The organism is uncultured Endozoicomonas sp., from assembly GCF_947495845.1.
Taxonomy (GTDB): Bacteria; Pseudomonadota; Gammaproteobacteria; order Pseudomonadales; family Endozoicomonadaceae; genus Endozoicomonas.
Genome location: NZ_CANMAO010000015.1, coordinates 1 through 13313, shown reverse-complemented (window position 1 = coordinate 13313; position 13313 = coordinate 1). Strand labels below are relative to the sequence as shown.

The window sequence follows — 13313 nt, the reverse complement described above, 5'->3', positions numbered from 1 at the left end:
GATTATGAAGGTAAGTGTCTATCGTTATAATCCGGAAACCGATAAGAAGCCCTATATGCAGGACTTCGATATTGAGATTCCGGAGGGCAAGGACCTGATGGTGCTTGATGTCCTGAACCTGATTAAGGAACAGGATTCAACACTGGTCTATCGTCGCTCATGCCGCGAAGGTGTTTGTGGTTCCGATGGCCTGAGTATTGGTGGTACCAACGGCCTGGCCTGTGTGACCCCATTGTCAGAAGCGGCCAAAGGCAATAAGCTGGTTGTCCGCCCATTGCCTGGTTTACCGGTGATTCGGGATCTGGTGGTTGATATGAGTCTGTTTTATAAACAGTACGAAAAGATCAAGCCTTACCTGATCAATGAAACACCTGCACCGGCGATTGAACGGCTGCAGACACCGGAAGACCGTGAAAAGCTGGATGGCCTGTACGAATGTATTCTTTGTGCATGTTGCTCAACAGCTTGCCCGTCATTCTGGTGGAATCCGGACAAATTTGTTGGTCCTTCTGGCTTGCTTCAGGCGTATCGCTTTCTGGCAGACAGTCGCGATACAGCGACCGAAGAGCGCCTGGCAGACCTTGATGACCCGTTCAGTGTATTCCGCTGCCGGGGCATTATGAACTGTGTCAATGTTTGCCCGAAAGGTCTGAATCCAACGCGTGCTATTGGTCATATAAGACAAATGTTGTTTAAGAGTGCAACGTAGTCTTTGGCTTAACAGCTGAAATTGGATGAGTTGCCCTGTTCTCTTTTACGGGGCTCTTAAGAAGCACTCTTTAAGGTCGTTACCTTCAGAGTGCTTTTTAGGTCAAAAGATTTCCAGAACGTGCAATCGAGTCAGAAAACGGCAGGCGATTTCTGACTTACACGCTTTGCAATACAATAGCCTGCAACTAAGTATGTATCGAATTCAGTGGCTACCTGATAACAAAAGGGAGCCGCAACGCTTGAACCAGCAGGGGCGGTCGGAAAACATCCGATTCTATCTGCGGGGACAACACTGATTAGCATTACAGAATCAGTGATACCTGTTAACGGATATATTGTTGATTAACGAATATAGAGTTGATTAACGAACATATGGTTGAGCAGGTGCTTCCCGGGATATAGCCCCAGACTCACGGGGTAAGGACCATGCAAGAAGGTGTCATGCAGCGGATGTGGAATTCATCCCACATTGCAGGGGGCAATGCTGCATACGTCGAGGAACTGTACGAACGCTATCTGCGCGACCCCAATAGCGTAGAGCAACAGTGGCGCGACTATTTTGAGAAGCTGCCTGCTGTTAACGGTTCTTCGGTTGACGTACCCCATTCAACCATTCAGGAAAACTTTGTGCTGATGGCGCGCCAGCGCCAAACGTCACGACCCATTCAAACCTCGACGGTGTCCAGTGACCACGAGCGCAAGCAGGTGCAGGTTCTGCGTCTGATCAGTGCGTTTCGTATTCGTGGTCATCAACAGGCGACCATCGACCCACTGGGGGTCATGATGCGGGAACAGTTTCCCGATCTATCGCTTGCCTATCATGGTCTAAGTGAAGCGGATCTGGATACGGATTTTCAGGCTGCCACACTGTTTATTGGTAAAGAACACGCCTCTCTTCGCGAAATTTACGATGCTCTTCAGGCAACATACTGTGGCTCTATCGGTGTGGAATACATGCATATTCCTCAGACCGAAGAGCGCCGCTGGTTCCAGAGCCGTATGGAAAGTGTGCGCAGTCGCCCGGCAGTAGGAACTGAAGCCAAACTTCACTTACTGGAGCGATTAACTGCTGCCGAAGGCCTTGAGAAATACCTCGGCACCAAATTCCCGGGCACCAAGCGTTTTGGCCTGGAAGGTGGCGAATCGCTGATTCCTATGTTGGATGAGATTATTCAACGTTCCGGTTCTTACGGCTCAAAGGAACTGGTTATCGGGATGGCACACCGTGGTCGTTTAAATGTTCTGGTTAATATTTTTGGTAAAAAACCGGGCGACCTCTTTGATGAATTTGAAGGCAAGAAGCTGGTTGAGCGCGGCTCCGGCGATGTGAAATACCATCAGGGTTTCTCATCTAACGTCATGACGCCGGGCGGTGAAGTTCACCTGGCGCTGATGTTTAACCCGTCGCATTTGGAAATCGTCACACCGGTGGTAGAAGGTTCTGTGCGCGCCCGACAAGATCGTCGTAAAGATCCGGTGGGTGAAAAGGTTGTTCCTATTGCCATTCACGGTGATGCGGCATTTGCTGGTCAGGGTGTGGTGATGGAAACCCTGCAGATGTCACAGACCCGGGCGTACAAAACCGGCGGTACGATTCACATCATCATCAACAACCAGGTCGGTTTTACCACCAGTTTCCGTGAAGACGCTCGCTCAACAGAATATTGTACTGATGTTGCTAAAATGGTGGGTGCTCCGATTCTCCATGTCAACAGTGATGATCCGGAAGCGGTTCAGTTTGCCACCAAGCTGGCACTGGATTACCGCATGGAGTTCCGTAAGGACATTGTTGTGGATCTTGTGTGCTACCGTCGCCGTGGTCACAACGAAGCGGATGAGCCTGCGGCAACGCAGCCAATGATGTACAGCAAGATCAAGGCTCATACCACCACCCGTGACCTTTATGCGAAGTCACTGTTGAGTCAGGGCGTGCTGACCGAGGCAGATGATAAAGCGCTGATGGACGATTTCCGCTCTGTGCTGGATAACGGTGAGCATGTTGTAAAAGCGCTGGTTAAAGAACCTAACAAAGAGTTGTTTGTGGATTGGACGCCTTATCTTGGTCACGAATGGACAGCCAAACACGATACTCGTGTAGCGCTTGGTTCACTTCAGGCCATCGGTCAGAAGCTGTTTGAAATCCCCGAAGGATTTGTACTGCAACGTCAGGTCAGCAAAATAATTGAAGATCGTCGTAAAATGGTGGCCGGTGCATTACCCATTAACTGGGGTTGCGCAGAATTGCTGGCTTACGGTTCTTTGTTGATGGAAGGCACTGAAGTTCGAATCACGGGTCAGGATGTTGGTCGGGGTACGTTCTCTCATCGTCATGCGGTATTCCATAACCAGAAAGACGGTTCAACCCTGGTGAACCTGGCCAAGCTGTCTGAAGATCAGCCACGGTTCCAGCTCTGGGATTCCTTCCTGTCTGAAGAAGCGGTGCTGGCATTTGAATACGGCTACTCTGCGACGAATCCCAATTCGCTGGTGATCTGGGAAGCTCAGTTCGGTGATTTTGCCAACGGCGCTCAAGTGGTTATTGACCAGTTTATCTCCAGTGGTGAGCACAAGTGGGGACGCCTTTCAGGCCTGACCATGCTTTTACCACACGGTTATGAAGGTCAGGGGCCTGAGCACTCATCGGCGCGACTTGAACGTTTCTTGCAGTTGTCTGCAGAACATAATATTCAAGTGTGTGTGCCGACGACGCCGGCTCAGGTGTTCCATATGCTGCGCCGTCAGATGCTGCGTCCTCTGCGCAAGCCGCTGGTAGCGTTTACGCCGAAGAGTCTGTTGCGTCACAAAATGGCGGTTTCGACACTGGAAGAGTTGGCAGACGGTGGTTTCCAAACCATCATTCCTGAGATTGATAGCCATGAAAATGCGGATGTGACTCATCTGGTCATGTGTTCTGGTAAGGTCTATTACGATCTTCTGGAGAAGCGCCGTGCCGAGGAAATGAAAGACACTGCCATTATCCGAATTGAGCAGCTGTATCCATTCCCTCAAGACGATCTGAATGAACTGATTAGCCGTTATCCAAATTTAACGGATGTGGTCTGGTGTCAGGAAGAGCCAATGAATCAGGGCGCCTGGTATTGCAGTCAGCATCACATGCGTCGCTCCGTTGGTGAGCATGGAAACAAAACGTTAAACCTGAGGTATGCTGGGCGAAATGCTTCCGCGGCTCCGGCCTGTGGCTACATGTCCATCCATGCTCAGGAGCAGGCGCAGTTGGTAAATGATGCATTGGCAATAAAAGCATAAACAAATCACTGCCACCAATGACGGTGGCAATTATAATTGAGCGGCCAGCCGGTGCTGTTTTCCGGTATGGCCAGAGCGATTGACGCGATGGTTATTTCGCGATCATTGCTCACTAAGGGGCAAAGACGCAAAAGTCGCAAAGGATCAATAATGGCCACTGAAATTAAAGCACCTGTATTTCCTGAGTCCGTCGCCGACGGCACCGTCGCCACTTGGCACAAACAGCCTGGCGAGGCTTGCCAGCGTGATGAACTGCTGGTTGATATCGAAACCGATAAAGTCGTGTTGGAAGTGCTGGCATCAGCAGATGGCGTGCTGAGTGAAATTCTGAAGCCAGAAGGTGAAGTGGTACTCAGCGGTGAAGTAGTGGGGTTGTTCGCTGAGGGCGCTGCAGCAGGTTCAGCACCAGCATCCGCTCCGGCAGAAATGGCTCCAGCCAGTTCAGCCGCAACTGCAGAAGACCCAATTCTCAGCCCGGCTGCGCGTCGAATGGCCGATGAAAAAGGCTTTGATCCTGCTTCTATCGCAGGTACGGGTAAAGGTGGTCGTGTCACTAAAGAAGATGTGGTGCGTCATGCAGAAAGCGGTACTCAGTCAGCAACAGCTTCAGTTGCCCCTGCAGCAGTTTCAGCGCCAGCACCGGTAGAAAACACCGCACCGATTTTTGCCGGTGAACGTACTGAAAAGCGCGTACCAATGACTCGCCTGCGCGCCAAGGTTGCCGAGCGCCTGGTAGAAGCTCAACAAACTGCGGCCATGTTGACGACGTTCAACGAAATCAATATGAAGCCGGTGATGGAACTGCGCTCACAGTACAAAGATGTATTCGAGAAACGTCACGGTGTTCGTCTGGGCTTTATGTCTTTCTTCGTCAAAGCCTGTATCGAAGCCCTGAGACGTCATCCAGTAGTGAATGCTTCTATCGATGGTAATGACATCGTTTACCATGGTTACCAGGATGTGGGTGTGGCCGTCTCCAGTGATCGTGGCCTGGTGGTGCCGGTACTGCGTAACGCTGAAGAAATGAGCCTGGCGGATATTGAAGCAAAAATCCGTGAGTATGGTAAAAAGGCAATGGATGGTAAACTGGGCATCGACGACATGACCGGTGGCACCTTTACCATTTCTAATGGTGGTGTGTTTGGTTCACTGTTGTCCACTCCAATACTGAACCCACCTCAGTCTGCAATTCTGGGGATGCACAAGATTCAGGAACGCCCAATGGCCGTGAATGGCAAGGTAGAAATTCTGCCAATGATGTACCTTGCTCTGTCTTACGATCACCGTCTGTTGGATGGCAAGGAAGCGGTTACCTTCCTGGTAACCATTAAGGACCTGCTGGAGGATCCGGCAAGAATGCTGTTAGACGTTTAATCGTCACGGGCAGGCTTGTGTTGCCAGTCTGCCCAAGTCTAACTTCTTTATAATACGAATCTGGAAATAACTTATGGCAAATCAGTTTGACGTGGTAGTCATCGGCGCAGGACCAGCGGGCTACGTCTGTGCGATTCGTGCAGCCCAGCTGGGTTTGAAAACCGCCTGTATCGAAAAGTGGGCTGACGATAAGGGCAAGGCCAAGCTTGGTGGTACTTGCCTTAATGTGGGCTGCATTCCTTCAAAAGCGCTGTTGGACAGCTCCCACAAATTTGTCGAAGCCAGAGATGATTTTGGCGTTCATGGTATTCAGCACAGCGGTGTTGAAATGGATGTTCCAGCCATGATTGCCCGTAAGGATAAGATCGTTAATCAGCTGACCACTGGCGTGGCCGGTCTGTTCAAAGCGAATGGCGTTACCCTGCTGGAAGGCACCGGTAAAGTATTGGCGGGTAAGCAGGTTGAGCTGACCAAGGCTGATGGCTCTACTGAAATGGTCGATGCCAGCAACGTAGTCATTGCGACTGGCTCTCGTCCAGTTGAAATCCCACCGACGCCGTTGACCGAAGGTCTGATCGTTGATTCCACCGGCGCTCTGGAATTCCGGGAAGTACCCAAACGTCTTGGCGTTATTGGTGCTGGCGTTATCGGTCTGGAACTGGGCAGCGTTTGGGGTCGTTTGGGCTCCGAAGTTATCGTGCTGGAAGCGCAGGATAAATTCCTGGCACTGGCTGATCAGCAAATTGCCAAAGAATCCCAGAAAATCTTTAAGAAACAAGGCTTGGATATCCGCCTTGGTGCCCGTGTGACTGGCTCCGAAGTGAAAGGCAGTGAAGTGGAAGTGGCGTATCAGGACGCCAACGGTGATGAGCAGAAGGTCACTTTTGACAAGCTGATCGTTGCGGTAGGTCGTCGTCCATACACTGAAAACCTGCTGTCTACGGATTGCGGTGTGAACATGGATGAGCGTGGCTTTATCTTTGTTAATGATCATTGTGCAACCGACGTTCCAGGCGTATACGCTATTGGAGACGTGGTGCGTGGCCCAATGTTGGCCCATAAAGGCAGTGAAGAAGGCATTATGGTTGCCGAAATTATCGCCGGCCAAAAAGCACAAATGAACTATGACCTGATTCCTTCAGTCATATACACTCACCCGGAAGTGGCGTGGGTGGGTAAAACCGAAGAAGAAGTGAAGGCCAGTGGTGACGAATACAAAATGGGTACATTCCCATTTGCTGCCAGTGGTCGTGCTCTGGCTGCCAATGAAAGTCACGGTATGGTAAAAGTTATTTCCGACAAGGTAACTGACCGTATCCTGGGTGTTCATGTTGTTGGACCAAGTGCCGCAGAACTGGTTCAGCAGGGTGTGATTGCCATGGAATTTGCCGCCAGTACTGAAGATCTGGCACTGACCATTTTCTCTCACCCAACACTGAGTGAAGCGTTGCACGAAGCGGTGCTGGCTGTTGATGGTCATGCCATCCATATTGCTAACCGTAAGCGTCGCTGAGTACTGTTCATCGTTAAGTTTTAGCTAGTCCTTAAGTTGAGTGGTCAGGGACGACTGCTCTCACAGTTTCAAATCCATGGATTTGGGTTTTTCAAGAAATAAAACAACGCTCAAATAAGAAAAGAGGGCCGCGTCAGAATGAACCTTCATGAATATCAGGGCAAACAGCTGTTTGCCAAGTACGGTCTGCCTGTGTCTCAAGGTATTGCCTGTGATACACCGGAGCAAGCCGCTGCTGCTGCCGACGAAATTGGTGGTGATCGCTGGGTCGTTAAGGCTCAGGTACACGCCGGTGGTCGTGGTAAGGCCGGTGGTGTAAAACTGGTCACCAGCAAAGACGAAATCAAAGCCTTTGCTGAGCAGTGGCTTGGCAAAAATCTGGTGACTTACCAAACAGACGAAAACGGCCAGCCAGTCAGCAAGATTCTGGTAGAAAGCTGTACTGACATTGATCAGGAGCTGTATCTTGGTGCGGTTGTGGATCGTTCCACCCGTCGCATTGTCTTTATGGCATCTACCGAAGGCGGTGTTGAAATTGAGAAAGTGGCGGAAGAAACGCCAGAGAAAATTCTCAAAGCCACGGTTGATCCTCTGACGGGTGCACAGCCTTATCAGGGTCGTGATCTGGCTTTCCAGCTGGGTCTTGAAGGTAAGCAGGTTAAGCAGTTTACTCAGATTTTCCTGGGCCTGGCCAAGTTGTTCCAGGAGTGCGATCTGGCGCTGATGGAAATTAACCCGCTGGTTATCACCAAAGAAGGTGATCTGCACTGTCTGGATGCCAAAATTACCATCGACAGCAACGCGATGTACCGTCAGCCACAGCTGAAGGCTATGCACGACCCATCTCAGGAAGATGCTCGTGAAGCCCATGCTGCGGCCTGGGAACTGAACTACGTAGCGTTGGATGGCAACATCGGCTGCATGGTAAACGGCGCTGGTCTGGCCATGGGTACTATGGACATAGTGAAGCTTCACGGTGGCGCTCCAGCCAACTTCCTGGACGTAGGCGGTGGTGCGACTAAAGAGCGTGTCACCGAAGCGTTCAAAATCATTCTTTCTGACGACAGTGTTCAGGCAGTTCTGGTGAATATCTTCGGCGGTATCGTTCGTTGTGACCTGATCGCAGAAGGTATTATTGGCGCCGTTAAAGAAGTCGGTGTAGAAGTGCCGGTGGTGGTTCGCCTCGAAGGCAACAATGCTGATCTGGGTGCCGAGACACTGGCCAATAGCGGACTGGATATTATTGCGGCTAACAGTTTGACCGAAGCTGCTCAACAGGTGGTTAAAGCAGCGGGGAACAAGTAATGAGCGTTTTAATCAATAAGAACACAAAAGTTATCTGCCAGGGATTCACCGGCGCCCAGGGCACTTTCCACTCTGAGCAAGCCATTGCCTACGGTACTCAGATGGTGGGTGGTGTGACTCCGGGTAAAGGTGGTCAGACGCATCTGGGTCTGCCAGTGTTTAACACTGTGGCTGAAGCAGTGGATAAAACCGGTGCGGAAGCATCGGTTATTTACGTACCTGCGCCTTTCTGTAAAGACTCGATTCTTGAAGCCGCTCACGGTGGCATCAAGCTGATCGTCTGCATCACCGAAGGTATCCCGACACTGGATATGCTGGAATGCAAAGTGAAGTGTGATGAGCTGGGTGTGCGTCTGATCGGACCTAACTGCCCGGGCGTTATCACTCCGGGTGAAAGCAAGATCGGCATCATGCCTGGTCATATCCATTTACCAGGCAAGGTCGGCATCGTATCCCGTTCCGGTACGTTGACTTATGAAGCCGTTAAGCAGACCACCGATTACGGTTTTGGTCAGTCTACTTGTGTTGGTATTGGTGGCGATCCAATTCCTGGCTCCAACTTCATCGACATTCTGGAACTGTTCCAGAACGATGAACAAACCGAAGCCATCGTAATGATCGGTGAAATCGGTGGTTCCGCTGAAGAAGAGGCAGCTGCTTATATCAAGGATCACGTCACCAAGCCTGTTGTTTCTTACATTGCTGGTGTCACTGCACCTGCGGGTAAGCGTATGGGGCATGCCGGTGCGATTATTGCTGGCGGTAAAGGTACTGCGGATGAGAAATTTGCAGCACTTGAGGCAGCTGGTGTAAAGACTGTTCGCAGTCTGGCTGACATCGGTGAAGCGTTGAAAGAGATTACTGGCTGGTAACTGTCAGTTTTCTTTAAGACTTAAGAAGCCGGATTTTTTATCCGGCTTTTTTGTGGGCTTAATTTTCTTGTTGGTCAGTGGTAAGTCTGACAGCTTCCTCGATTATGCAAAAGCATCTTCCAGAATTTCCCGGGAAGTATTGAGGTCATGGTCTTGTGTTTCTGACAAAGCCGTCATACCGTGAGCTTCAAGTGCTTTAATCACTCGACCGATCTGCTCATGCTCAACACCATACTGTGACAGTTTGGTTTTCACGCCTAGAGACTCAAAGAATGCCCGGGTTTTCTCGATAGCCAGATCAATTTTTTCGTCTTCGCTGCCTTCTTGGATATCCCAAACACGTTCAGCATACTGCGCCAGTTTTGCACGCTTCTTATCTTTGCGGAGTTTCCATAAAGAAGGAAGAACAACCGCCAGACTCTGGGCATGATCCAGACCAAAGAGATCAGTGAGTTCATGGCCGATCATATGAGTGCTCCAGTCCTGTGGAACACCGACACCGATGTAACCATTCAGAGCGGACGTTGCGCACCACATCAGGTTAGCGCGTGCATCATAATTTTCTGGTTCAGCCAGAGTCACCGGACCTACTTCAATTAACGACTTCAACAGGCCTTCTGCCATTCGGTCTTGAACCTGCGCATCAACAGGGTAAGTAGCGTACTGTTCCAGAACGTGAACAAACGCATCGACCACGCCATTAGCGACTTGCACAGGTGGCAGCGTGAAGGTCAGAGATGGATCGAGAAAAGAAAACTGTGGGTAGAGCAGTGGGCTCATGACCGGTAGTTTGCCAATGTCGTGAGAAATAACCGCGCCCATATTCATTTCGGAACCGGTAGCTGGCAATGTGGCAACCGTAGCCAGAGGAATTGCCGTAGTAATCGGTGCACCAGCGAATCCAGCCTTCAGCAGGTCAAGTTCGTCACCTTCATAAGGTGCAGCTGCAGCGACAAACTTGGTGCCATCCATTACCGAGCCACCACCCACTGCCAGCAGGAAGTCAATTTTCTCAGCACGGACAATTTCAACTGCTTTCATCAGTGTTGTGAATTTCGGGTTAGGTTCGATACCACTGAATTCAATAATTTCACGATCACCCAATCCGGCAAGCACTTTATCCAGAGTGCCGAATTTCTTTACACTTCCGCCGCCGTATAAAACCAGTACCTTGGCATTGGCCGGTACGAGCTGATCCAGTTCTTGCAGGCGATCCTTTCCGAACACGATGTGGGTTGGGTTCTGATAATTAAAATTCATCATTGTTATTCATCCTCATGAATGGTTGTGTGTAGATTATCGGATTTATGGGGGAAAAGAATGGCCATTACTGGCAATGTCATGCCTAAAACGATCATGGGTGGTTTTTTTATGCATCTTTGAGCGGTATTCTTCCTGCTATCGAATTAGCCATCAGATGATATGTTGTGAATTCATTCGTTGAGAGTCTTACCTTCCTTGCCAAAAAGGAAGGCTACAATACCACCCATATCCCGGGTGTCGGGGTGTTTAAAGCCAGTGAGTCCAGAGCCCGTGAACCGCTTTGTTACAGTCAGGGAGTTTTTATTGTCGCTCAGGGCGCAAAGCGTATTCACCTGGAACAGAAAACTTACGAATATAACGCCGATAATTATTTAGTGCTTACTTTGCCTATTCCTGCAGAGTGTGAAACCCTTGTTGTACTTGGGGAGCCTTTACTGTCGCTGCTGATAGACATCGATGTGAGTGTATTGCATCCACTGGTTCGATTGTTTGATCATTATCAACAGACGTCGGATTCGCCAGGTGAATTGTTAGAGGCACGAAATAGCCTTTATGTCAGTCCGGTTACTGACTCATTTTCAGCAACGGTTTTCAGGTTGGCAAGATGTCTCCATTCACCGTTGGAAAGTGAAGCTCTGGGTAAAGGTTTGGTTCAGGAGTTGTTATTTCACATTTTGAACGGTGAGCAGGCCGCGCCGTTGTTTGCACTGGCACGACACAATACGCATCTCGCCCGCCTGGAGCGAGCGATGAAATACATGCATGAACACTATGATCAGTCTCTTGATGTGGAGCGGCTTGCTTCAATGGCGAATATGAGTCCATCGACGTTTCATCGGAATTTTAGAAATATGACATCTTCGTCGCCTATGCAATATTTGAAAAAGCTCCGTCTCAGTAAAGCTAGAGAATTATTGCAGGATCAGGGTATAAGGGTGAAGCAGGCGGCTGCCGATGTCGGTTACGAAAGCCCGACTCAGTTCAGTCGGGAGTTCAAACGATATTTTGGACTGACGCCTCAGGCTGTATCGTACAGCCTGTAACGTATAAGTTAACCTGAATATCAGGAATATTCAGATTTCACTTGAATAGCCTCCTTGCCGCTTGTTGAAGGATCGTCATCATACTTCATGCTATTATAAAGGGACATTGTGCTTCCCCCCAGGATCGTTTTGCGAATTGTTGGGTCGAGTTTTGCGACGCCTTTCTTAACATGCTCCTCAAACAGATTTACCAATCGCGGAACCCTGCCAAGTCTTTCTCTGAAAGCAATCAGCTCTTCGGGAACTTCCAATGGTTGGCTTTCCGGGGATATCTCTTGTCGCAGTAGCTCAGCACGTTGTACCAGTGCTTCGATTCTTGCTGTCATGCTTTCAATTGTGTCGAGCACCTTTGTATCTGCCTGAAGTGCAGACTCACTTGCTGTCTGTTCATTTTGCAAGTGGTTGGTTTCAAGGTTAGTGATCTTCTGGCTGGCTTCGCTGACGAATTTCATTATCTCACCAGAACTCAGCTCTGGGTTATTTTCAATGTCTATCAATTGGGTTGCTATTGGTATCAAATCTGCAATGTAAGATTGGATATGTTGTCCTTTCTCACCCCCTTGGCTTGCGTATTTCACTTGTTGGCTGGATAGATCCGTTTCGAGCTCTAGGTTGGCTTGATTTGATAAATTGTCCATCAGAGCTCTCACTTTATTAAGTACATCGTTAATCGCTGAAATCATTGTTGTCTGGGGATTTTGAGTATTAAACGACTCCAGTGAATCAAGTAGGTTATCCAGAGTGGTCAGTATCGGCTTCTCTGGCTGGGTACTTTTCAACTCTTCTGCAATGGTGTCAAGGTGCTCGGGAGCAGGCAGGTCTTGCTCTTGTTGCTCCTGAAGATCTTTTATTGCCTGACATAATAGTATTTTATTAGTCTCTCTTTTTTGATGTGCAGATTCGTTGCCTGGGGTTAATGCAAGGCTGCCATCTGACCGAAGGGACTCTAATCGCTTTCGAAGATTGTCTATGTCATTTTGCATTTGAGTTGGTTCTTGTCTATCGTCCAGCAACGGTGAGGAGCTTTGTGAGTTGCCGGTTGAGATCCTATATGAAGAAATTGAAGTAAGGCTTGTGGTACTTGAGCTTGATATTGACTCTCCTTGAGATAAACAACTGAGGTTAAGCAGTGATAAAGATTCGTCTTCAAGGACAGGACTATTTTGATTCTGATCGATATCATTAATAAATTGCTCAGCTATCTCTGATAATTTCGCCCGAGTCATTGCCAGTTGTTGATGACTGTATTTTCCATCCCCATGACCGGTAAACTCCAGACATTTCTCAATCAGGTTAGTCATTTCCTTGATAAAAGTGCCCTGCTGTAGAGACGGACTCTCTAAACGAGTCAATATGGAATCGACTGATTCCCTCCATTTGGGGGCTGGATGAAGGGGGGCTAATTCGAGATGTGCTTTCTTTGCAAAATCGAGAATGTTTTGTTGAAGTTTGTCATCAAGGGGACTGTTTTGTGCAGTGAGTTTATCTGCCTTTTCCAGTTGTTCCTTTAACGTGATAAACTCGTTTTTCAGTGTTTGAATCTGTTCTTCAGTAGCCCCTACCTGCACAGGCTCAAGAAGTGGGACATTGGCAGAGAGGGGTGAGCTTTTTGATGAATCGACTTCCTTACCAGCTTGATAAGCCTGGACAGGCCCAAAAGATGATGCTCTTGAACGCGGCGCTTCCATTTCTATTGAAAGGCTTGTTGTGCAGGGTTGGTAGCTCTTTGATTCTATGGGCGCTTCCTCTTTCGCTCTTGACCGGGATCTGCATATATACACACAGGATGCCGCAATGCTGGTAATTACGACACCGGTCCCTATCCCAACGGGAAGCAGCCACCAGGGACAGGGGAGTGGAACAGCTGGAACAATTTCGGACTGGGTGGAGTTTGCATCGGGCGTTACCGCTGGAGGTAGGGTATAGTTTGCATCGGGCGTTACCGCTGGAGGTAGGGTATAGTTT

9 protein-coding genes are annotated in these 13313 nt (G+C 49.3%); 7 read left to right on the top strand and 2 right to left on the bottom strand.

Annotated features, from left to right (window positions below):
- Positions 1-4: 4 nt before the first annotated feature.
- The 6 genes from Q1B11_RS11340 to sucD all read left to right on the top strand — a co-directional run bounded on the left by Q1B11_RS11340 (position 5) and on the right by sucD (position 9042).
- Positions 5-709: a succinate dehydrogenase iron-sulfur subunit gene (locus Q1B11_RS11340; protein ID WP_299732410.1), complete on the top strand. Its 705-nt coding sequence runs from the start codon at positions 5-7 to the stop codon at positions 707-709.
- Positions 710-1137: 428 nt separating this feature from the next.
- Positions 1138-3978, top strand: coding sequence for a 2-oxoglutarate dehydrogenase E1 component (locus tag Q1B11_RS11335; protein WP_299732407.1), 2841 nt, complete (start codon positions 1138-1140; stop codon positions 3976-3978).
- A 150-nt stretch (positions 3979-4128) separates the two neighbouring features.
- The gene (gene odhB / locus Q1B11_RS11330; RefSeq protein ID WP_299732404.1) at positions 4129-5352 is read left to right on the top strand and encodes a 2-oxoglutarate dehydrogenase complex dihydrolipoyllysine-residue succinyltransferase; all 1224 of its coding nucleotides are present in this window, start codon (positions 4129-4131) and stop codon (positions 5350-5352) included.
- Between the two features lie 73 nt (positions 5353-5425).
- A complete protein-coding gene (gene lpdA / locus Q1B11_RS11325; RefSeq protein ID WP_299732401.1) occupies positions 5426-6865 on the top strand; it encodes a dihydrolipoyl dehydrogenase in 1440 nt (479 codons plus the stop codon).
- Positions 6866-7003: 138 nt separating this feature from the next.
- On the top strand, positions 7004-8170 hold the full coding sequence (gene sucC / locus Q1B11_RS11320; protein WP_067521701.1) for an ADP-forming succinate--CoA ligase subunit beta: 1167 nt from the start codon (positions 7004-7006) through the stop codon (positions 8168-8170).
- A complete protein-coding gene (sucD, locus tag Q1B11_RS11315; protein WP_299732388.1) occupies positions 8170-9042 on the top strand; it encodes a succinate--CoA ligase subunit alpha in 873 nt (290 codons plus the stop codon). The genes sucC and sucD overlap by 1 nt, the downstream gene beginning before the upstream one ends.
- Positions 9043-9144: 102 nt before the next feature.
- Here sucD and Q1B11_RS11310 read toward each other — a convergent pair whose 3' ends face one another.
- The gene (locus tag Q1B11_RS11310) at positions 9145-10305 is read right to left on the bottom strand and encodes an iron-containing alcohol dehydrogenase (protein ID WP_299732385.1); all 1161 of its coding nucleotides are present in this window, start codon (positions 10303-10305) and stop codon (positions 9145-9147) included.
- 164 nt (positions 10306-10469) lie between these two features.
- On the opposite strand from Q1B11_RS11310, the gene Q1B11_RS11305 reads away from it, so the two are divergent.
- Positions 10470-11348, top strand: coding sequence for an AraC family transcriptional regulator (locus Q1B11_RS11305; RefSeq protein ID WP_299732382.1), 879 nt, complete (start codon positions 10470-10472; stop codon positions 11346-11348).
- A 20-nt stretch (positions 11349-11368) separates the two neighbouring features.
- Here Q1B11_RS11305 and Q1B11_RS11300 read toward each other — a convergent pair.
- On the bottom strand, positions 11369-13313 hold a 1945-nt coding region (locus Q1B11_RS11300; protein ID WP_299732378.1), incomplete at its 5' end, for a hypothetical protein.